This window comes from Kribbella sp. NPDC050124, from assembly GCF_044460355.1.
Taxonomy (GTDB): Bacteria; Actinomycetota; Actinomycetes; order Propionibacteriales; family Kribbellaceae; genus Kribbella.
On record NZ_JBITJU010000020.1, the window covers coordinates 39,443 to 59,878 of the forward strand.

A 20,436-nucleotide genomic window follows, 5' to 3' on the forward strand; every position below is an offset into this window, starting at 1 on the left:
AGCAACCGTTTGGGTCTCGGAACCCAGAACGGGATGACGCATGATGGACCCATGGGTGAGGGGATTCTGGAGCTGGCGCAGGAGCTGGCCGAGGTCAGCCGGCTGGTCGAGGACGACGACGTCGCGACCACGCTGGGCCGGTTCGTCAGCCGGGTCGTGAACACCGTGCCCGAGTGCGAGGAAGCCTCGATCACCGTGCTCGCCGGCGACACGGCGGAGATCGTCGCGCGGTACCACAAGACCACCGACGCGACCGCCGAGCCCGCCCGCGCCACGTTGGCCACTCAGCTGACCGAGATGGACGGCCCGCTGTACGACGTCCTGACGTACGGCGAACCGCACCGGGTCGGCGACCTGGCCGCGGACCACCGCTGGCCGGAGTTCGCGGCGGCAGCGATCAACGCCGGGTACCGGAGCAGCCTGATGCTGCCGTTGCCGGCAGTCACCGGGTCCACGGCCGCGTTCAGCCTGTTCTCGGCCAAGGTCGACGCTTTCGGGAGTACGTCGTACGACGTGGTCCTGCTGTTCGCGCTGCACGCCGGGGTCGCGTTCGACAACATGCAGTTGTTCAACGACAGCCGCAGCTTGGTCGAGCAGTTGCGTACGGCGCTCGTCACCCGGACCGTGATCGGTCAGGCGCAGGGCGTGCTCATGCATCGCTATGGGATCACGAACAGCGTCGCGTTCGACGTACTCAAGCGCGCCTCGCAAGACAGCAACGTCAAGCTCCGCGACCTGTCCCACGACCTCGTGGACGCGCAGAACCAGGGCCGCCTGTCCGAGGCGCTGCGCAAGCTCGGCCTGCAGTCCGGCGAGTGAGGGTGTCGATTTCCGGCCGAGCCGTTCGACGCACTGGTGCAAGCACACTTCGTGAAGGAGACACCAGATGTCGTTCCAGGCGTACTTGGACAAGATCGAGGAGAAGACCGGCCGGACCCCGCGGGCACTGGTCGACCAGGCGAAGCAGCTCGGGTACGACGCTCCGGACGTGAAAGCCGGCGTGATCTGCGACTGGCTGAAGGCCGACTACGACCTCGGCCGCGGGCACGCGATGGCGCTGGTGCACGTGATCAAGAACGGTCCCGTGATCAGCGACAAGCATGTAGGCAGCCAGGGCACCCACAGCGATCCGTCGAACGTCCTGTGGCTCGACGGCAAGGCGACTAACCCGGCCGGTTGACCAGGGCGAGCTCGGCCAGCTGGGCGAGGCGGTGGGCTCGGGCGGATTCGGCGGGCGTGAACGGCTCGCCGGGGCGGGTGAAGGCGAACAGGCCGGTCCAGGGCGACGGGATCTTGAGCACGGTCCCATCGGACGGCAGTGGACCGGCCAGCGCGGCCCGGTCGGTGACGAGTTGGGCGCCGAGCAGCTCGGCGACCGCGTGCGGCAGCTCGCTCGGGTCGCCGACCACGCGTGCCGACAGGCTGAGCGCCTTCGTCTGGCCGTCCACCAGCGCGAGCGTGGTCGTCGGCCACACGTGGACGTCGCGGCCGCCGGCCAGCTCGATTGCTTCCAGCAACGATTCCGGGGTGGTCGGGTCCGGTGTCGAGACGACGAGCTCGTCGCGGACGCCATCCGGGATCGGGTGGACGTGCAGGCCGAGGATGTTCGCGTCCAGCTCGGCCAGCTCGTGCGTCAGCCGCTCGAGCGCACCGGCCCGGTCCGTGAGCGTGACCCGGATCCGCCAGAGCGCGTCGATGCCGGCCGCCGGCCGGGTGTGCGGTGCGTGCAGCCAGGACCGGAGGAGCCGCATCGTGGACGGCTCGATCACCCAGATCACCAGCGCGGTGGTCGCGATCACGAGCAGGCTGACGGCGACGACGTACGGCGGGTGCAGCGCCAGCACGACCGCGTGGAGCGCGAACTCGACCGGGAAGATCGCGAGCAGCTTGGCCACGGTCAGCCGCATCCGCCGCGGATGGGGGAGCCGCCCGCACACCTCACAGGCGGTCCCGCCGATGAGCGCCGTACGCAAGGGTTCCATGGTTCGAGCGTGCCGGAGGGACGTTGCTCAGCTGTTGCGGCGAGATGAAGTTACCGTAGGCGGGTGGAATCGAAGAGGTCGCCGCGGGACAAGTGGATCACCATCTACGGGCGGAAGCCGGTCCTCGAGGCGCTGCACGACCCGAAGCTGTCGGTGGCGAAGCTCGTCGTGGCCGACAACGCGACCGGGCAGTCGTTGCGCGAGATCCTCCAGGCGGCGTCGAAGTACGACGTACCCGTCGAGCGGGCGACCGCCACGCGGGTGAAGTGGCTGGCGGGCAACGGGAAGCACGACCAGGGCGTGGTGGCCGACGTCGATGCGCCGCGGATGACGCCGCTGGAGGAGTTCGTCCGCGCCCGTGGCAAGCGGCCGACGAACGTGTTCCTGCTGGACGGCGTGACGAACCCGGGGAACGTCGGGATGATCCTTCGAACCGCGACCGGCGCCGGGTTCGACGGCGTGATCCTGCCGCGCGCGGGGACGCCGCATGTGGGACCGCTGGTGATCAAGGCGTCGGCCGGGGTGGCCTTCCAGGCGCCGATCGTCAACACGTCCACTGCCCAGACGGCCGTCGACTTTCTTCGCACCGCCGGGTACCACGTCTACGGCCTGTCGGCGCGCTCCCAGGAGTCCCTGTTCAAGGCCGACCTGGCACCCCGAGCCGTGTACGTGCTCGGCGGCGAAACCCACGGCCTCACAGTCCGCACCGACTCCGACCTCCAAATCCCCCTCCACGCCAACGTCGAATCCCTCAACGTCGCCATAGCCGCCGCAGTAGTCGCCTTCGAGGTCACCAACCGCTGAACGCCACCGGCCGCCGGGGGTGAGGCCCGGCGGCCGGTGGTGGAGTGGTGTGCGTCAGGGGCAGCGTGGGGCCTTCTTGCCGTTGGGGGCGATGGCGAACCACACGTTGCCGACGCCGTAGCCCGCGGTCTGGCCGAGCTTCTTGTCCTTGTGGAAGTAGTAGAGCGGCCAGCCGTTCAGCGTGACCTGCTTGCCTTCCGGGCGGTCGATGGTGCCGACGGAGGCGTGGTTGATCTTGCTGCTCAGGATCTTGACCCCGTTCTTGCCGGCCAGCACCGGCTCCCACTTCTTCGTGCACTCACCGAAGCACGTGGTGCGCGAGGGGTTGGCGGAGTCGTTGTCGAAGCGGTAGATGGTCCGCCCGGCCTGGTTGGTGACGAACGGCATGAAACCGTCGACCACGTTCACGGTCAGCGTCTGCACGTCCTTCTGGACCGGCGCCGCCGGCTCGGTCTGGGTGGTCGACTTCGCCTTGCCACCTTGCGGGTTCACCGCGAACCACACACCACCGCGCCCCTGACCGGCGAGCTCGCCGAGCCGCAGGTCGTCCTTGAAGTAGTACAGCGGCCAGCCCTTCAGCGTGACCTGCTTGCCCTCGGGCCGAGCGATCGTGGAGAGCAGGCGCTCGTCGACTCCGCCGCCCTGGATCTCGACCCCGGATCCGGCGAGCACCGGCTCCCACTGCTTGGCGCACGCGTCGAAGCAGGTCGACTTCGACGGGTTCGCCGAGTCGTTGTCGAAGCGGTAGACGGTACGACCGGTCGCGCTGGTCAGGATCGGCGTCAGCCCCGGCACTCGGGAGACCTTCAGCACCTTCGGCTCTTCCTGCTTCTCAGCAGCAGCCGGAGCGTTGGCGGCAGCCGGAGCGGCCTTGTTTTCCTGGCTTTCGGGAGCGCTTTTGTCGGCGAACGCCGTACTGCAGGCTGACAGCGTCAGTACGGCGGCAAGCGCGGTGATCGTCGCGGCAAAAGACTTCCTCATCAGATCCTCCATGGGGCTGGAACGGTCTTGATCGCGTGCTCTCTCGGACCGGGACACGTGCGCTTCGGAGGATCGGTTCAACGGTCGCGAAGAAATTCTCCGCGACCGTCAAACCATTGCTATGAGCAATCAGTTCCGCTTGAGAAGCCCGACCGCCGCGATGGTGAGCCACAGCGGCCCCGTCATACCGGCCATGTACTGCGCCGGGCTGACGCCGAGGAAGACGGTGAGACCACCGAGGACCAGGCTGACCCAGGCGAGCCACGGCGCGACCGTCTTGAACTTCCGCCCGGCGATGCCGAGGGCGAGCGCGGCCACCCCGGCGCCGACCCACAGCCACGGCACAGTGCCGATCCAGTGCCCGAAGAACACTGCGCTCTCCGGCACCAGCAGCTCGGGTTCCTTGACGCCGAACACGAACTCGGTGGTCAGCGCCGACCCCATCAGCAGCGCCACCGACACCAGCATCAGCCCGGAGGAGGCCACCTGCGGAAGCAGGCTGCCTTCCGGCGTCGTGGTCACGAGCCGGCGACGGAGTCCGGCGGCGAACACGAGCAGGAGTACGGCGGACAGCATCGCGGCGATGTGCATCGCGAGGATCGGCCCGGTCTGCTCCGCCAGCTTCGCGGTGATGCCCGCGGCGTTTCCGGCGAGTTCGTACTGGGCCGCGGCTGATCTCTGCGCGGTGGACCAGGACGATCCCGAGATCCGCGGCAAGGCCATCGCCGGCACGGGGCTTGCCGCTCTCGCGGGCGGCGACCTCGGCCGGGCCGAGGACCGCTTCCGGATTGCGCTCGACTTCGCCCTCGACGACCGTGGCTCGCCTTGGATGGCTTCGCTCGTCCACGTCTGGCTCGGCACGGTGCAACTCCTTCGGGGCGACCCCGCGGCCGCCGTACCGGAGATCGAGCGCGGCCTGCACCTGGCCCGCGGCCGGGGCGACCGGCTGGCGACGTACGTTGCCCTGTACAACCTTTCGCAAGCCGCCCTCGCGCTCGCTGACTACCAGCTCGCTCGCCGCCGCGTCGAGGAAGGCATCGCGCTGTCGCGAGAGACCCGTGATCTGGCCAACCTCGCCTACTTCGTCGAGAGCCTGGCGGTCATCGAGTCCAAGGAAGGCAACCACCTCCGGGTCGCCAGTCTGCTCGGAGCCGCGGCTGGTCTGCGCGACACGGTCGGCGCCGACGTCTACGCCTACTACCTGCCAGACGAGAGCCTTCGCCACGCGGCTGAGCAGGTGGCGCAGCTCGCGCTGGGCGAGGAGGCGTATGACGCAGCCGTCGCCGTCGGCCGCTCCCTCGACCCAGCCGCCGTACCAGAGCTTGCCTAAAGGTGGTTGCGCAGGAAGCCGGTGATCTGGGTCCGCGCAGCACGAGCCTGCGGCACCACGCCCGGCATGCTGAGGAACGCGTGCCCAGCCCCTGCATGCTCGGCCAACTGCGCCGGCGTCCCGGCCTCCCGGAGTCGGTCGACGTAGGTGCGTCCGTGGTCAGCCAGCGGATCAGCAGTCGGTACGACGACGAGCGCAGGAGGCAGCCCGGTCAGGTCATCGGCGTACACCGGGGACACCGCCCGCGCATCGGCGCTGTCCGGAACGGCGAGCCGGCGGAAATGCTCCAGGCGGCCCAGCGTGAGGGTTGGGGTCTCGGCGTACTCGTACATCGAGGTGTAGTCGAGCGCTGACTTGGTCAGGTCGACGGCGGGGTTGACCAGCACCTGAGCGCGCAACGCCAGGCCCGAGTCCCTGGCCCGGATCGCGGCCAGCGCGGCGATCAACCCACCGGCGCTCTCACCGGCGACGGCGACCCGAGTGGGGTCGATGCGCCACTCGGATGAGTGCTCGACGATATGGCGCAGTACCTCCCAACCGTCGTCGACCGCAGCCGACATCGGGGTGGTCGCGTCGACGAGCCGGTGCTCGACCGACACGACCACGGCAGGGAGTTGAGCGGCCAGGTGGCTGTTGGCCCAGTCGCACTGCACCGCCGTACCCATGAAGCCGCCACCGTGGACGTGGACGACCAGCGGCAGTGGGCCTGAGGTCGTCGGCCGGTAGACCCGGACGGGGATCACTCGATCGGACAGCTTCACCTCCTGCCAGTTGATGGTCGCTCCGCGGTCCGGGAACCCGGTGATCAGGCGCGCCAGACCGGAAGCCAGCTTGCGGTTCTGCGTGTCCCGGAAGGCGACCAGGTCGTCCTGTGACATCGCCGAGAAGTCCGGCTCCTTCCTCAGCGCGTGCAGTACCCGGATACGGCTCATGTCAGCTCCTCACGAGATTTCGCTACTAGAAGTATCGATACCGAAAGTAGCATAACTCGCTAAGGTATGACCATGTCCACGTCCACCAGATCGCCCGGCCGCCCGCGCTCGAGCGTCGACGCCGAGGTCTTCGCGGCGACGCTGAGCACGGTCCACGAACTCGGGTACACGCGCGCCACCGTCGACCGGATCGCCACGACCGTGGGCGTCGCGAAGACGACGATCTACCGGCGCTGGCCGACCAAGGGCGCCCTGATCACCGCGTGCCTCGTCGACACCTTCGGCCCGCTGCCGCTCGAGCCGGGCGACAGCCGGGCGGAGGTGATGGCGAAGGCGATCCGCTTCGGCGCGGCCAAGATCGGCGAGCGCGGAGTCGCCGCGGCGTTCGCCGGCGTGTTCACCGACGCCATCGGAGACCCCGCCCTCCGCGAGATCCTGTCCACGCAACTGCAAGACCCCTACAAAACCGTGCTCCAGGAAGCGCTGGGCGAGTCCGAGCAGCGCGTCCTGTTCTTCATCGACGTCGTGATCGGCACCCTCCTGCACCGCATGGGCATGACCGGCCGCCCGATGATCGGGCCCGACGTCGAGGCCCTGATCGAGATGACCCGCCGCGAGCTCGCCCGGCGGTGATCAAACTGTTGCCAACTCCACCCGCGTTCGTGTAACGCCGTGGCCGAATCACGCGATCTAGTCGTCGGGCCGTGATTCGCTGCCCGTTCTTCCGCCCTGTCTGAGGCTCTTGGGGGTTCCCTTGTTGTCCCGTTCTGCCCGCATGCTGCGGCTGGCCGTGCCCGCGGCGCTGGTCGCAGCCGGTCTGGTCGTGGTGACCGGTTCGTCCGGTTCGGCCGCCGAGCCCGGCCCGTACCACCCGCCGTTCACGGCCCACCACCACAGCGCGAAGGCCGAGTTCGAGCCGAACGCGGTGATGGTGAAGTTCAAGAAGAAGGCCACCACCTCGGCCCGCAAGGCCGCGGTGTCGAAGCTCGGCGCGGTGGCTGAACAGTCGGTCACCTCGAGCGTCGTACGACTGACCGGCAAGCTGTCCGCTCCCGACCTGCTGAAGAAGGTCAAGGCGGACCCGACCGTTGAGATGGCCTCGCTGAACTACAAGCGGCGGATCTCGGCAGTGCCGAACGACACGTACTACCCGATGTTCGAGGGCATCGGGCAGTCGTCGTACCTGAACACCGTCCGGGTGCCGCAGGCCTGGGACCTGTCCAAGTCGACCGGAAGCCAGATCGTCGCCGTTCTGGACACCGGCGTCGACGCCGGTCACCCCGACCTCGTCGGACGCCTTGTGCCCGGCTACAACGCCATCTCACCGAGCAGCCCGCCGAACGACGACAACGGTCACGGCACCATGACATTGGGCATCGTCGCCGCGTCGGCGAACAACGGCATCGGCGTCGCCGGTATCGGCTGGGCCGCGAAGGCGATGCCGGTCAAGGTCCTGGACGCGAACGGCGATGGCTACGACGCCGACGTGGCCGAGGGCATCAACTGGGCGGCCGACAACGGCGCCAAGGTGATCAACATGTCGCTCGGCGGCCCCGGGGACAATCCGATCCTCCACGACGCAGTCAAGTACGCCGTGTCCAAGGGTGTCGTGGTTGTCGTGGCCGCGGGTAACGACGGCAACGACATCGTCCAGTTCCCTGCTTCGTACCCGGAGGTCATCGCGGTGGCGGCGACCGACGCCAGTGGCGCGCTGACCGACTTCAGTTCGTACGGCGATTGGGTCGACATCGCCGCACCGGGCTGGGACATCGTCAGCACAGGCGTGCGCAGTATGACCGAGCCGGGGTACGACCCGTACTGGCTGTGCACCGGCACGTCGTGCTCGGCACCGATAGTTGCTGGGGTCGCAGCACTGGTGAAGAACAAGTGGCCGACGTTCACCCCTGCCCAGGTCGCGACGCGGCTGACGGTACTGTCCCGTGACGCAGGTCCGCGCGGCGCCGATCCGTACTACGGCGCCGGCATCCTCGACGCGTACGCCGCACTTGGCGGCGGCTGGGCCGCAGATTTCCCCGAGAGTGAGCCGGATTACGACGACGAGCCGGCTCGCGCGCGTAACCTCGGCGACCTGCAGACCGGAGGACTGACCACCGGTGGGTCGATGTTCAGCGAAGGCGATGTTGACTGGTACTTCGTCAAGCCGACGGTGACCCGCAACGTCCGGATCACTGTCACCGGCCCTGCCTATGACCTGACGTTCGCACAGAATCTCGGTCCGGTGGTGACGGTGTACGACCAGGACCTGCGGCGCATCGGATTCGCCCAGAATCCTTACCCGCAGGACTGGACCGCGGAGACCCCGCTGACGGCCAGCGTCGAAGTGACCCTCGACCCCGGCGTGTCGTACATCGCTGTCCGGAATTACAACGGTTCGCGGGTGAACCGCAGCTACGACTTCAACGTCGCGGTCATAGGAGCGGGCGGGAAGATCACCGGCGAGGCGTATCCTGTCCGTGACGTCGTCCCCGGCGACCTGTCCCGCAACGCGGCACTGACGGCGACGCCCTCGGTGACGTTCGCGCGTGCGGTCGACGCCACCACCGTCAACGGTTCCACGGTGAAACTGCTCAATGGCAAGTCCTTGGCGACGATCCCAGCGACGGTCGAGTACGACCCGGCGACGCTGACGGCGACGATCAAGCCGACGGCGCCTCTTATCGACAACGCGCCGTACCGGATTTCCGTCGCGGGCGTTCAGGAAGCGGACGGCACGCTGCTGTTGCCGGTGAAGACCGTCTTCAGCACGATCGACTGGTATCCGGGGAAGTTGACGGCGTTCGACGCGAGCGGTGCGTACCTGGCCGCGAACCTGTCCTGGCAGGTGCCGGCGATGACCGACTTCGCGCAGGTGATCGTCCGGAGAGCAGTCGGCAGCACGGCGCCGACGCTGACCACCGGCACACTCGTCTACGCCGGGACGGCGCCCGCGGTCAAGAACACCGGGCTGGCGCAGGGTACGACGTACACCTTCGCGGCCTGGATCAAGGATCGCACTGGTAAGACTGGTCCAGCCTCGGTCACCCAGTTGCTCGGGATGAAGTCCGGGATATCGACGACGTCGACGTTGATCAACTACGGCGCGTCGGTCACGATCAAGGGCAGCACGCTGCGGATCGACAACAAGGTGTACGCAGGGCTGCCGGTGAACGTGTACGTGCGGCCGAAGAACGTGTCCACGTTCAAGCTGCTGGCGGCGTTGAAGACCTCGTCGACCGGGACGTTGTCGGTGGTGCACAAGCCGGTGGTCTCGTCGGTGTACATGCTGACGTTCCCGGGTAACGCTGACCTGATGGGGACCCGGACCGCGGACATCACCGTGAACGTCGCGCCGACGATCTCCTCGGTGCTGTCACCGACCGCGATCCGGCTGGGCGGTACGACCGCACTGTCCGGGTACGTCGCTCCCGCGCACTACGGGAAACTGGTGTACCTCCAGCTGTACTCGAACAAGACGTGGAAGTCGATCGCGTCCGTCAAGCTCAGCACCTCGGGGAAGTATGCCTTCGGCATCAAACCGGCGGCCAAGGGCAGCTACGCCTACCGGGCCTGGTTCCCGGGCGACGCGGACCACGCGCAGGCGGTCTCGCCGTACCGCATCGTGACGGTCAGCTGATCCGCAGAGCGCCCCCGGCCGGTCGCCTGGCCGGGGGCGCTTCGTTTCAGAAGCCGGTGCTGTAGCCGCTGCTGTAAGGGAAGTGGTGGCTGCGGGTCGCCTGCTCGAGATGCCGCTCGAGTTCGTAGCCATCCAGCAGCCGGTAGCCCGTGGCCAGCAACCACCAATCCTTGAAGGGCATCCCGGCCGTCGCGTCCCGGATCGACTCCCGTACGCCGTCCTCCCACAGCAACCTCGTGCCCTTGGTGGACGCCAACAGGTAACCCTTGACGCCGAGGCCTGGGATCGCGGGTCCGTCGATCATGCCCGCCTCGCGCCAGATCGGCTCGAGCTCGCGGGCCAACGCATCCGCGGTCAGCCGCCCGTCAGAGCTACGCCGGATCCGAATGACGTCTCGATTGACGTCGTACTCCCAGCCCGCCTGCCCGGCCAGTGCATGCGCCAGCCGGTTCTGCTCGGCCCGCTGCGCCTCGATCTCCTGGTGTTGCCGCTCGAGCTTGTTGCGCCGCTCCTGGTCGCGAGCAGCCAGCACGTCATGCACCGGGCGGTATTGCTTCTCGGCCGCACCGACGCGAACCGCGTAGCGTTCCCGGGCCGCGGCTCGCCGACGCGACAGAATCCCTGCACCACCAGGAACGAGCACCAGCGGATGCCCGACCGTACGCGCGTACTCGTCGAGCAGCTCGCCTTCGGCCGACTCCAGCTCCGCGGTGTACGCCTGCTCCTCCGGGGTTTCCCTGCCGAAGCAGGGCAGCGGCTCGATCCAAGTCGGCAGCTCGGCGCTGAACCCGGGTCGGCGTGCCAGGGCGACCGGTCGGCGGCGCCCGTGCTTCCAGCCCGCCGCGGCGCCGCTTCGCCAGTACGTGCGCAGTTCCGGGCGTCCGACGTACGGCCAGAAGAACCACACCACGACGGCAACCGCGACGACCCACCCAAGCATTGCCATCAGTCCAGGGTAGTCAGTCCTTCGGGTCCTCGTGGTGGCCGTGCAGAGAGCCGGCGTGCGCCTTGGCGGTGGGGTCGTTGCGGGTCTTGATCAGGCTGGCGATCACGACGACGACCAGAATCGTGATGATGACGCCGAGGCTGAGCGACGTCGGGACCTCGGGGATGCGGTCGTCGATGTCGACGTGCGCCCAGTGCAGGATCAGTTTGACGCCGATGAACGCGAGGATGACCGCGAGCCCGGCGGACAAGTAGACGAGCCGGTCCAGCAGGCCCTTGACCAGGAAGAACAGCGCCCGCAGGCCGAGCAGCGCGAACGCGTTGGCGACGAACACGATGTACGCCTCCTCGGTGACGCCGAACACCGCGGGGATCGAGTCGAGGGCGAACAGCAGGTCGACCCCACCGATCGCAACGAGGACGACGAACAGCGGCGTGACCACCCTGCGGCCGTCGACCCGGGCGAACAACTTGCCGCCGACGTAGTCGTCACTGACCGGCAGGACGCGGCGCGCGGATCGCACGACGACGTTGTTCTCGACGTCGGGATCCTCGTTGCGATGGCGGAACAGTTGCACCGCCGTGTACAGCAGCAGAAGACCGAACACCACGAACATGAACGAGAACAGCGACAGCAGCGTCGCCCCGAGCGCGATGAAGATGCCGCGCATCACCAGCGCGAGCACGATGCCGAAGGTCAGCACCTTGTGCTGGTGCTCCTCGGGTACGGCGAACGTCGTCATGATGATCACGAACACGAACAGGTTGTCGACCGACAGGCTCTTCTCGACGATGTAGCCGGCGAAGTACTCGGCGCCGAAGTCACCGCCGTACGCGGACATGAACCAGAGCCCGAACCCGACCGCAACCAGGACGTAGAAGATCGACCAGGCGGCCGCCTCCTTGAAGCCGACCCGGTGTGGCCGGGCCGCGGCGATCACGAGGTCCACCGCCAGCAGCACGACGATCAGGCCGATCGTGACGGCCCAGGTCAGGCCGGTGATCTCGAGCACGTGTCCTCCGGTTGATGAGGGCAACCATCTCGCCACCGACGGTACCGGGCGGCGGCAAATCCAGGCCGTTGCCGCTCGCAAACTTCCGGCACGCCGAGTGGTTGTGCCGGGTCGCCCTCCGGTCCATACTCATCTCACCTGCGTTCAGAGGGTGTGGGGGAAGCCCCGGACTGGTCGACCTGGTGTACGCCGGTTCGTCGGGCAGCACCCGCGTGGGTACGACGCGGACGGTCGACTGCGACATCCCGGCGCTCGCGAGCGGTGCGACCGTGACCCGGACGTTCTCGGCCGACGCCGGCCTGCTCACGCTCGGATCGCTCGTCGCGACGGCGCAGCGTACGGCGAGTTCGCCGACCGACCCCAACGCGGCCAACGACCGGGCCAGCCGCACCTGCACCGCCCTCACCAGCCTGATCGTGCGGTGCTGATCCAGCAGCTGATCCTGAAGTAGCTCCACCGGGTCGCGAGACCTGGTGTCCGGCCGGCGGCCGCGGGAGTCGTACCCCGCGGCCGCCGGTTTTTTGGGCTCACGCCTTGCATCCGGGGCAGAGAGCGGTTTACGGTCCGGGTTAACGTTTAAGTGTGCAGTAGTGAGCACTTGTTCTTGACTTGGAGCAACTATGATCAGTCGGCGGCGATTTCTGCAGGTTGGTGGTGCCGTGACCGGCGCCGTACTGGCCGGACCCACGCTGGCCGCGTGCGGTGACGGCGGTGCGGCGAACGGTGGGGCGAAGGCATCGAGTGAGCTGACTCTGCCGACGTACAAGCCGTTCGAGGGCCTTCGGCCCGACCTGGCCGGCGCCGAGTCCGGCCTGGAGCCCGGGTTCCTGCAGTTCCCGGCGGACGCGATCTCGAGTGTGAAGGCGCCGCCGCTGAAGAACGCGGTGAGCGCGCTGACCGAGACGTTCGCGACCCCGCCGCCGCCGATGGGCAGCAACCCGATGTGGCAGTCGCTGAACCAGGCGCTCGGCGCCGAGCTCCGGCTCACCATCGGCACCGACCCGGGCTACCCGGAGAAGTTCGCCACCCTGCTGGCCAGCGACTCGCTGCCGGACCTGATGTGGCTGCCGCCGAACCAGGGCATCCCGAACATCGGCCCGATGCTGGAGGCCAAGTTCCAGGACCTGACCAAGTACCTGTCCGGCGACGCCGTCCTGGAGTACCCGAACCTGGCCGCGCTGAAGCCGGCCTCCTGGCGGACCGCGGTGGTGAACGGGAAGATCTGGGGCGCTCCGATCCCGTCGACGCCGTTCGGCCAGGTGATGATGGGCAACCCGCGCACCTGGGAGAAGGTCGGCGGCCTGCAGAGCAGCAGCGCGGACGAGTTCTTTGCCAAGTGCAAGGAGTTGTCCAACGGCACGAACTACGCGCTCGAGCCGGCCATCATCAACATGCTGCACATGTTCGGCGAGTGGTTCGGCGCCCCGAACGGCTGGCGGGTGAACCAGGACCGCTCGCTCACCCACCTGTACGAGACCGACAACTACAAGGCCGCGGTCGAGTACGCCGCCAAGCTCTGGGCAGCCAAGGTCTTCTACCCCGACCTCAACCTGGCCGACGCCACCCCGAAGACCGTGAACGGCCAGATCGCCGCCCAGGTCACCGTCGGCCCGCGGGCGACCGCCGACTTCCGGGCGCTCGACCCGACGCTGTTCGTCGACACGTTGATCCCGTTCGGCCACGACGGCAAGGCGAAGCCGATCTACGACATGGGTTACGGCACGGTCGGGTTCACGCCGTTCAAGAAGACCGACGAGGGCCGGATCCGCGAGCTGCTCGCGCTGATGGACTACCTGTCCGCGCCGTTCGGCACCAAGGAGTACCTGCAGAAGAACTTCGGCGTCGAGGGCCAGCAGTACCAGCTGGACGCCAAGAAGAACCCGGTGCTGACCAAGGCCGGCACCCAGCAGGCGCCCGGTCTGGTCAGTGCGCTGCAGATCATGACCGCGCCGGAGAGCGTGATCTTCAACCCGGCGTTCCCGGACGACACCAAGAAGATCTACGCGACCGAGCAGAAGCTGCTCGAGTTCGCGATGCGCAACCCGACCGCGGGCACCTACTCCGACACCAGCAGCAAGGTCGCCCCGAAGCTGACCGCGGCCTTCCGCGACACCGTCGTCGACATCGTCACCGGCCGGCAGAAGATCTCGGCGTACGACGAAGCACTCAAGCGCTGGAAGTCCGGCGGCGGCGACAAGATGCGCGGCGAGTTCGAGGCGGTGCTGCCGTCGAGCGTCCCGGTCACGGGGTCCTGACGGATGCTGAAGAAAGCAGTCACCCGGCGGCAGGCCAAGACCGGCCTGCCGTTCGCGGTGCGGTGGCGGCGGGACTGGCAGATGGTGCTGCTGATGATCCCCGGCGTGCTGTTCCTGCTGGTGTTCTTCTACCTGCCGGTGCTCGGCAACGTGGTCGCGTTCCAGGACTTCCAGCCGTACCTCGGCATCATGCACAGCGAGTGGAACGGCCTGCAGAACTTCGTCAACCTGTACGGCAACCCGGACTTCTGGGACGCGTTGCGGAACACGCTGATCCTGGCCGGCGTGCAGCTGGTGCTGTTCTTCCCGGTCCCGCTGGCGCTGGCGCTGATCGTCGACTCCCTGGTCAGCAACCGGTTCCGGCGCTGGTTCCAGACCATCGCCTACCTGCCGCACTTCCTGTCCTGGGTGCTGGTGATCACGCTGTTCCAGCAGTCGCTCGGCGGCGCAGGGTTCGTCAACAACCTGCTTCGGCAGGCCGGGTTCGACCCGATCCCGTTCATGACGAACCCCGACACCTTCCCGCTGCTGGTAGTCGCGCAGCTGATCTGGAAGGACGCCGGCTGGGCGATGATCATCTTCCTGGCCGCGCTGACCGCGGTCGACGTCTCGCTGTACGAGGCCGCGGCGGCTGATGGGGCCGGTCGCTGGCGGCGTCTCTGGCACATCACGCTGCCGTCGATGCGGACCGTCATCGTGCTGCTGCTGATCCTGCGGATCGGCGACATCCTGAGCGTCGGGTTCGAGCAGTTCATCCTGCAACGCGACTCGGTCGGGCCGGGTGCTGCCGAAGTACTGGACACCTTCACCTACTACGCGGGCGTCGTCGGCGGTGACTGGAGCAGTGGAGCCGCGGCCGGCCTGGCGAAGGGTGTGCTCGGCGCGCTGTTGCTGTGGGGCGCGAACTCGCTGGCGCACCGGCTCGGTGAGCCCGGAATCTTCCAGAGGCGCTCATGAGACCGATTTGGAAAGAAGACCCGTCACCGCTCTACCAGTCGATCAAGGCCGTCGTGCTCGGCGGCTTCGCGCTGGTGATCGTGATCCCGATCATGGTGGTGATCTCGACGTCCCTGGCCAGCGACCAGGACATCATCGACGCCGGCGGGTACGTGCTGTGGCCGTCGCACCCGACGCTGAAGGCCTACGACACGTTGTTCAGCGGCGGGCTGATGGGCCGGGCGATCATGGTCAGCGTCTTCGTCACGGTCGTCGGTACGGCGATCGCGCTCGCCGTCACGATCGCGCTGGCGTACGCGACGTCGCGGCCGGTGCTGTTCGGACGGCCGGTGCTGCTGATGGTGCTGTTCACCCTGCTGTTCGCGCCCGGGATCATCCCGATGTTCCTGGTGGTCAAGCAACTCGGGCTGCTCGACAGCCTGTGGTCGCTGATCCTGCCGGGGGCGCTCGGCGCGTTCAACTTCGTCGTCCTGCGGACGTTCTTCATGAACGTGCCCGGTGAGCTGCTGGAGAGTGCGCGGATCGACGGGGCGAGTGACTTCACCATCCTGCGGCGGATCGTGCTGCCGTTGTCGAAGGCGGTGATCGCGGTGGTCGGCCTGTTCTACGCGGTCGGGTTCTGGAACGCGTTCTTCAACGCGCTGCTGTACCTGAACGACACGTCGAAGTGGCCGGTCCAGGTGATCCTGCGGACGTACGTGCTGCAGGGCAAGTCATTGTCCGCCGACCAACTCGGCGTGGAACCGCTGCCGCAACCACAGTCGCTGCAGATGGCCGTCGTCGTAGTCGCCTTGGTCCCGATCGCCCTCGTGTACCCGTTCCTCCAACGCCACTTCACCAAGGGCGTCATCACAGGCGCCGTCAAAGGTTGAGCAACTCTGCGAGAATCAATCACATGTCGATGGGGCAACGACCTGTGGCCGCCGACCGGCCGACGCTGCGGATGGTCGCAGCTGAGGCCGGGGTGTCGGTCGCGACCGTGTCGTACGTGCTGTCCGGCCGGCATCGCAGCCACACGATCAAGGAATCGACCGCGGACCGGGTCCGCGAGGCGGCTGCCAGGCTCGGTTACCGGCGCAACGACGCGGCGCGTGCAATTCGGACCGGGAAGTCCGATCTCGTGCTGCTGTCGCTCAGCGTGCTCGCGGACCCGTGGTCGCAGGCCGTCGCGGAGACCGTCAGCCAGGCGGTCAGCCCGCTCGGCAAGACCGCGCTGATCGTGGCCGACGGCGACTGGCGGACCGTGCTGTCCAACCGGACGCCGGACGTGATCTTCATCGACAGCGTGAACCCGGACCCCGACCAGATCGCCGAGCTCGAGACGTTCGCGGCCCAAGGCGTGCAGATCGTCGCGTTCAGCGAGACCCTCGAGCCCCGCGGCTTCGACGTGATCCGGTCCGGCGCCGAGCCGCGTTGCCACCTGGCCGTCGAGCATCTGATCGAGCACCACGACCGGGTGGGCGCACTGACCTCGCGCACGTCGGGATTCGCCCGGTACGACGCCTACGTCAACACGATGCGGAACGCGGGCCGGTCGATCCGGTCCGAGGACATCGAGATCTTCGAGCGGCACCCGGAAGGCGCGTACCGGGCCGCGATGGCGCTGCTCACCAAGCCGGACCGCCCGACCGCGATCTACTGCACGACGGACTTCGCGGCGATCGCTGCCGTCCGGGCGGCCCACCGGCTGCGGCTCGACGTACCGGGGGATCTCGCGGTGGTCGGGGTCGGGAACACACCGGAAGGCGAGCATCTGGATCCGTCGCTGTCCACGGTGGGGCCGGTCGGGTTCAACGAGGCGCTGGCCCGGATCATCGTCGGCCGGCTGACCGATCGCGAGGGCGCGGACGGCGAGGTGTTCGATTTTCCCTGGCAGCTGATCGTGCGAGACTCGTCTCGTGTTCCAGCTGAAGGATGACAACTGGGAACCGGTGACGGTCGGGGAGTCCGACATGTCGGTCTACCGGCGGGGTGACGTTTTCGCCAAGTGCTGCGCGGTCTCCGGTGTCGCTGAGCTGCGGGACGAGCGGGATCGAGCGGCCTGGCTCGCCGGCACCAGCTTGCCGGGGGCAACGGTTGTGGACTGGCTCGAGTCGCCCGACGGGGCCTGCCTGGTAACGACGGCGGTGCCTGGGGTCGCTGGGACGGACCTGCCCGAATCCGCGCACTTCAAGGCGATGCGCAGCCTTGGGGTGACGTTGCGTGAGCTCCACTCGTTGCCCGACTGCCCGTTCGAGCGTCCGCTCGCGTCGGTGGTTGCGACGGCGGCGGACGTCGTACGGCGGGGAGCGGTCAACCCGGACTTCCTCACCGACGAGTGGCGGGCGATGGATCCGTCCGAGCTGCTCGACCGGGTTGTTGCTGAGCGCCCCTATTTCGAGTCGGTCGCCGACCTCGCCGTGTGTCACGGCGACGCCTGTCTGCCGAACTTCTTCTTCGACCCCGAGACACTCGAGGTGACCGGGCTGATCGACCTCGGCCGGCTCGGCGTCGCCGACCGTTACTCCGACCTCGCGCTCGCCACGATCCAGTTGTCCGACGAGTGGTCGGCGGACCCCGGGCCGTTCCTGAGCGCGTACGGCGTACCGGATCTTGATCAGCGGCGGTTGGAGTTCTATCGCCTTCTGGACCCACTCACCTGGGGGTGATCCGCATGTCCGTCTCGGTGAAGATCGTCGCGTTGATGGTGTCGGCGGTGCACGCTTTCGAAGGGCGGCCGCAGGACGGTCCGCGAGCGGATCCGGAGCCGGTGGGGCGGTCGGAGGTCGAGCTTCGCGCGGGGCTCGGCATCGTCGGCGACCGGTACTTCGGCCAGACGGTGCATCGCAACGCGGCCGTCACCTTCCTCGACGCCGCGTCGCTGGACGAACTTGCGCTGACGCTTGGGCTTCCCGCCGTACCGGATCCGCTGCTGCTGCGTCGCAACATCACTGTCCGCGGCTATCCGCTCGACACCCTCGCGGCTCGGCGCGGGCCCGATGGTGCGCGGGTCCCGGGTCGTCGTTTCAGCTTGGACTCCGGCTCCGGGCCGGTTGAGTTTCAGGCCAACCGCCCGGCCAACCCGTGCGCGTGGATGGACACCGTCCTGGCGCCCGGCGCGTTCAAGGCCCTCCGCGGTCACGGTGGGATCCGTACTACTCCACTGACTTCTGGGGTCCTGCGGTTGGGGGCGGCTGTTCTCACAGTGCTCGACTGACCGGTTTCGGGCGGCTTTCGGTCAGTCGAGTACCGTCGAGAAGGTGGTGCGGTGGATGGTTGGTGCGGTGGTGGCGGCGGCTGGACTGGTCGGGTGTGCCGATGTGGCAGGCCCGGTAAGCGAGTCGTCCAACCGGGTGACGCCTACCCCCGGTACGCCCAGTACGTCCACTGCTACCCCTTCGCCGACCTCCAGTCCGTCGCCGACGTCCCCTTCGCCGACCCGGAAGCCCAGCCCAACCGCGACGCCCACGAACTCGGCCGTCGCCAGCATGTCGATCCCCGCGATCAACGTCCGGCGGCTCCGCGTCGTCCCGTACTCAGGCACGGCAGACGACCGCCCCGGGACCGTCATCCAAGACCGCGGCGTCGCGGCCAGCCCGCGCGGTGACGCCGGCGGGGTAGGTCCCGGCGACATCGGCAACTACATCATCACCGCGCACCGCACCACGCACGGGCGCCCATTCGGCCGGGTGCCCGGGCTCAAGAACGGCGACCACGTCTTAGTCACGGCAGGCGGCGTCGTCTACGACTACGTGATCGCCCAGACGATGACGATCTCCTTCCGCAAACCCGCCGAGAAGGCCCAGCAAAACGCCGCCGTCCCCGGCCGTCCTGGCGCCACCCCGACCAAGGCCATGATCACCCTCTCCACCTGTGCCACCCCCGAGGACCACGCAGCCGGCAACTACTGGAGCGACGAACTCGGCAACCCCGAACACCGAATCAACAAGATCGGCGTCCTGGTCTCGACCCGCCGGACCTAACCACCCGGCCGCCGCGCCTGACGGCGCGCTCGCTGGCGGGTTGTTTCACCGCTGGCCTGCTGTAGAGCCTGTTGCAAAATGGATTTGGGGCTCTCTGTCCACACCAACACGCCGCGACTTTTCTCGCCGATCGGCCGTCCGCGCTCCACTCAGACAGTGAATTCGGGGTCGATCGGCGCACTGTCCCCACTGAGCTCGATCGGTCGGTGATTCTGCAACAGGCTCTGTAACCCGCCATCGGTCATGCAGCCTGCCAGGCGGCTGGGTGCGGATCCGGGGACGGGGGGACGGGGGGTCAGGGGTGGAGGGATTGGAGGAGGGTGTGGGTTTGCCGGCTACTGCGGTGGGGGCCAGGCGGTTGAGGAGTGGGAGTTGGAGGAGGTGTAGGGCTAGGCGGCGGCTGGTCAAACCCGGGGCCGAAGAAGTCGATCATGTAGCCCCCGGTGGATTCCGGCTCCGCCGATGATCGCCTTCACGATTTGACCAGCCTGTGCAGGACTTCCGCCGTACCTTCACCTGTCGAGCCGAGGCCGCGGTGTAGGAGGAGGCCGTCGATGGCGGCGGCCAGTACGGCGGCGGTCTCGGCCGGATCGGGGACCTGATGGACCGCGAGCCAGTCGCCGACACGCTGCTGGAACTCCGCGACGAGAGTGGCGAGCTGCTCGCGCAGGCGCTCGTCGCGGGTCGCGGCCAGATAGGCCTCGACGAACAGCAGCGACATGGGGTCGACGGCGGAATGCTGCTCGATCGAGGCGAGCATCGCGTCGATCGCCTCCGCCGGCGACCCGGCCGCGGTGAACTGCTCGTCGGTCGCGGCCAGGACCTGGCGCATTGCGGCGACCGCGGCCTCGGCGAGCACCGCCTGCACGGACGGGAAGTGGTAGTGCACGACGCTCGGCGTGACGCCGGCCCGGTCGGCCAGGATCCGGGTGCTCACCGCGGACCAGCCGCGCTCCGGGATCAGCTCCGCCGCCGCGGTCAGCAGTCGTTGCCGCACCTCTTGCCCGCGGGCAGCCGCTGGGGACGTCATTGGTCGCACCTCCTGAGCGACTGCCCTGAACAGTCGTCCTGTACGATCGCCCTGATTCTAGGGGTGGACGTTCAGGACCGGGCAACGCCGGGGGCTGTTACTTACGGCCGAACTTCCACCACTTCGGCTTGTTGGCCTTGATCTCGTCCTCGGTCAGCGGCGGCGGCACCGGCGGCCGGGACCGCTCGGTGAGGAAGTCGCCGGACTCGGTGTCGTACGGCGTGACGCCGAGCACCCGGCTGATCTCCATCACGATCGGGATCGAGCGCGGGCCGTCGTTTAGGTAGAACGTGATGTCGCGGACCTCGACGCCCTTGCCGATCGTCATCTCGACGTCGAACTCGTCGCTGCGCAGCGCGAGCCAGGACGGCTTGCTCGCGTCCACTCCCGGGACTACCTCACGGACCTTCGCCACCACGTCCTCGGACGTGCCGACGGACGGTGGCTCGTACCCGTCCGGGATGTCGTCGAGGCGGCGTACGCCTCCTGGCCCTCGCATCGCGTACACAGCCCAGCTCATCCACGTCCTCGCTTCGCTCCGGGCGCGGATGAGGCACAAATCACACTGTGCTCAACGATGAACTCGCTTCGCTCGTTCATGTCCCCAGCAT

23 protein-coding genes are annotated in these 20,436 nt (G+C 67.9%); 14 read left to right on the forward strand and 9 right to left on the reverse strand.

Annotated elements, in window-relative coordinates; all coding sequences use genetic code 11:
* Positions 1-51: 51 nt before the first annotated feature.
* Together ACIBL3_RS34105 and ACIBL3_RS34110 are read left to right on the forward strand one after the other, a co-directional pair.
* Entirely contained in the window at positions 52-819 is a 768-nt protein-coding gene (locus ACIBL3_RS34105; protein WP_396357934.1) for an ANTAR domain-containing protein, read from the forward strand.
* Between the two features lie 67 nt (positions 820-886).
* The gene (locus tag ACIBL3_RS34110) at positions 887-1,180 is read left to right on the forward strand and encodes a DUF4287 domain-containing protein (RefSeq protein ID WP_396357935.1); all 294 of its coding nucleotides are present in this window, start codon (positions 887-889) and stop codon (positions 1,178-1,180) included.
* Here the strand turns inward: ACIBL3_RS34110 and ACIBL3_RS34115 are convergent.
* Positions 1,164-1,982 carry an ACT domain-containing protein gene (locus ACIBL3_RS34115; RefSeq protein WP_396357936.1) on the reverse strand — a complete coding sequence of 273 codons (819 nt, stop codon included), beginning with the start codon at positions 1,980-1,982 and terminating at the stop codon, positions 1,164-1,166. The genes ACIBL3_RS34110 and ACIBL3_RS34115 overlap by 17 nt on opposite strands.
* 63 nt (positions 1,983-2,045) lie before the next feature.
* On the opposite strand from ACIBL3_RS34115, the gene ACIBL3_RS34120 reads away from it, so the two are divergent.
* Positions 2,046-2,786, forward strand: a complete 741-nt coding sequence (locus ACIBL3_RS34120; RefSeq protein WP_396357937.1) for a TrmH family RNA methyltransferase — start codon at positions 2,046-2,048, stop codon at positions 2,784-2,786.
* 54 nt (positions 2,787-2,840) lie between these two features.
* On the opposite strand, the gene ACIBL3_RS34125 is transcribed toward ACIBL3_RS34120, so the two are convergent.
* Positions 2,841-3,767, reverse strand: a complete 927-nt coding sequence (locus ACIBL3_RS34125; RefSeq protein WP_396357939.1) for a hypothetical protein — start codon at positions 3,765-3,767, stop codon at positions 2,841-2,843.
* A 129-nt stretch (positions 3,768-3,896) separates the two neighbouring features.
* On the reverse strand, positions 3,897-4,490 hold the full coding sequence (locus ACIBL3_RS34130) for a hypothetical protein (RefSeq protein ID WP_396357940.1): 594 nt from the start codon (positions 4,488-4,490) through the stop codon (positions 3,897-3,899).
* On the opposite strand from ACIBL3_RS34130, the gene ACIBL3_RS34135 reads away from it, so the two are divergent.
* A complete protein-coding gene (locus ACIBL3_RS34135; protein ID WP_396357941.1) occupies positions 4,453-5,097 on the forward strand; it encodes a hypothetical protein in 645 nt (214 codons plus the stop codon). The genes ACIBL3_RS34130 and ACIBL3_RS34135 overlap by 38 nt on opposite strands.
* Here the strand turns inward: ACIBL3_RS34135 and ACIBL3_RS34140 are convergent.
* Positions 5,094-6,029 carry an alpha/beta hydrolase gene (locus ACIBL3_RS34140; protein WP_396357943.1) on the reverse strand — a complete coding sequence of 312 codons (936 nt, stop codon included), beginning with the start codon at positions 6,027-6,029 and terminating at the stop codon, positions 5,094-5,096. The two genes, ACIBL3_RS34135 and ACIBL3_RS34140, sit on opposite strands and share 4 nt — an antisense overlap.
* 72 nt (positions 6,030-6,101) lie before the next feature.
* On the opposite strand from ACIBL3_RS34140, the gene ACIBL3_RS34145 reads away from it, so the two are divergent.
* Together ACIBL3_RS34145 and ACIBL3_RS34150 are read left to right on the forward strand one after the other, a co-directional pair.
* Positions 6,102-6,662, forward strand: coding sequence for a TetR/AcrR family transcriptional regulator (locus tag ACIBL3_RS34145; RefSeq protein WP_396357944.1), 561 nt, complete (start codon positions 6,102-6,104; stop codon positions 6,660-6,662).
* Between the two features lie 142 nt (positions 6,663-6,804).
* Positions 6,805-9,663 carry a S8 family serine peptidase gene (locus tag ACIBL3_RS34150; RefSeq protein ID WP_396357946.1) on the forward strand — a complete coding sequence of 953 codons (2,859 nt, stop codon included), beginning with the start codon at positions 6,805-6,807 and terminating at the stop codon, positions 9,661-9,663.
* Between the two features lie 46 nt (positions 9,664-9,709).
* On the opposite strand, the gene ACIBL3_RS34155 is transcribed toward ACIBL3_RS34150, so the two are convergent.
* Together ACIBL3_RS34155 and ACIBL3_RS34160 are read right to left on the reverse strand one after the other, a co-directional pair.
* Entirely contained in the window at positions 9,710-10,609 is a 900-nt protein-coding gene (locus ACIBL3_RS34155) for a hypothetical protein (RefSeq protein ID WP_396357948.1), read from the reverse strand.
* 13 nt (positions 10,610-10,622) lie between these two features.
* Positions 10,623-11,621 carry a TerC family protein gene (locus ACIBL3_RS34160; protein ID WP_396357949.1) on the reverse strand — a complete coding sequence of 333 codons (999 nt, stop codon included), beginning with the start codon at positions 11,619-11,621 and terminating at the stop codon, positions 10,623-10,625.
* 14 nt (positions 11,622-11,635) lie between these two features.
* On the opposite strand from ACIBL3_RS34160, the gene ACIBL3_RS34165 reads away from it, so the two are divergent.
* The 7 genes from ACIBL3_RS34165 to ACIBL3_RS34195 all read left to right on the forward strand — a co-directional run bounded on the left by ACIBL3_RS34165 (position 11,636) and on the right by ACIBL3_RS34195 (position 18,029).
* The gene (locus tag ACIBL3_RS34165; RefSeq protein ID WP_396357951.1) at positions 11,636-12,049 is read left to right on the forward strand and encodes a hypothetical protein; all 414 of its coding nucleotides are present in this window, start codon (positions 11,636-11,638) and stop codon (positions 12,047-12,049) included.
* 192 nt (positions 12,050-12,241) lie between these two features.
* Complete coding sequence (locus tag ACIBL3_RS34170; protein WP_396357953.1) at positions 12,242-13,876, forward strand: sugar ABC transporter substrate-binding protein; 1,635 nt, start codon at positions 12,242-12,244, stop codon at positions 13,874-13,876.
* Positions 13,877-13,879: 3 nt separating this feature from the next.
* Positions 13,880-14,833, forward strand: coding sequence for an ABC transporter permease (locus tag ACIBL3_RS34175; protein ID WP_396357955.1), 954 nt, complete (start codon positions 13,880-13,882; stop codon positions 14,831-14,833).
* A complete protein-coding gene (locus ACIBL3_RS34180) occupies positions 14,830-15,705 on the forward strand; it encodes a carbohydrate ABC transporter permease (protein ID WP_396357956.1) in 876 nt (291 codons plus the stop codon). The genes ACIBL3_RS34175 and ACIBL3_RS34180 overlap by 4 nt, the downstream gene beginning before the upstream one ends.
* A 23-nt stretch (positions 15,706-15,728) precedes the next feature.
* Positions 15,729-16,751: a LacI family DNA-binding transcriptional regulator gene (locus tag ACIBL3_RS34185; protein WP_396357958.1), complete on the forward strand. Its 1,023-nt coding sequence runs from the start codon at positions 15,729-15,731 to the stop codon at positions 16,749-16,751.
* The gene (locus ACIBL3_RS34190; RefSeq protein ID WP_396357959.1) at positions 16,732-17,481 is read left to right on the forward strand and encodes a phosphotransferase; all 750 of its coding nucleotides are present in this window, start codon (positions 16,732-16,734) and stop codon (positions 17,479-17,481) included. Before ACIBL3_RS34185 ends, ACIBL3_RS34190 begins: the two co-directional genes overlap by 20 nt.
* Before the next feature lie 5 nt (positions 17,482-17,486).
* On the forward strand, positions 17,487-18,029 hold the full coding sequence (locus ACIBL3_RS34195; protein ID WP_396357961.1) for an MOSC domain-containing protein: 543 nt from the start codon (positions 17,487-17,489) through the stop codon (positions 18,027-18,029).
* 21 nt (positions 18,030-18,050) lie between these two features.
* Here ACIBL3_RS34195 and ACIBL3_RS34200 read toward each other — a convergent pair whose 3' ends face one another.
* Positions 18,051-18,302: a hypothetical protein gene (locus ACIBL3_RS34200; RefSeq protein WP_396357963.1), complete on the reverse strand. Its 252-nt coding sequence runs from the start codon at positions 18,300-18,302 to the stop codon at positions 18,051-18,053.
* Here ACIBL3_RS34200 and ACIBL3_RS34205 point away from each other — a divergent pair.
* Positions 18,301-18,795 (forward strand): class E sortase, encoded by a 495-nt coding sequence (locus tag ACIBL3_RS34205; RefSeq protein WP_396357965.1) that lies wholly within the window; start codon positions 18,301-18,303, stop codon positions 18,793-18,795. The two genes, ACIBL3_RS34200 and ACIBL3_RS34205, sit on opposite strands and share 2 nt — an antisense overlap.
* A 472-nt stretch (positions 18,796-19,267) precedes the next feature.
* On the opposite strand, the gene ACIBL3_RS34210 is transcribed toward ACIBL3_RS34205, so the two are convergent.
* Both ACIBL3_RS34210 and ACIBL3_RS34215 read right to left on the reverse strand, forming a co-directional pair.
* Positions 19,268-19,825 carry a TetR/AcrR family transcriptional regulator gene (locus ACIBL3_RS34210; RefSeq protein WP_396357967.1) on the reverse strand — a complete coding sequence of 186 codons (558 nt, stop codon included), beginning with the start codon at positions 19,823-19,825 and terminating at the stop codon, positions 19,268-19,270.
* Between the two features lie 97 nt (positions 19,826-19,922).
* Positions 19,923-20,345: a hypothetical protein gene (locus ACIBL3_RS34215; RefSeq protein ID WP_396357969.1), complete on the reverse strand. Its 423-nt coding sequence runs from the start codon at positions 20,343-20,345 to the stop codon at positions 19,923-19,925.
* Positions 20,346-20,436 lie beyond the last annotated feature (91 nt).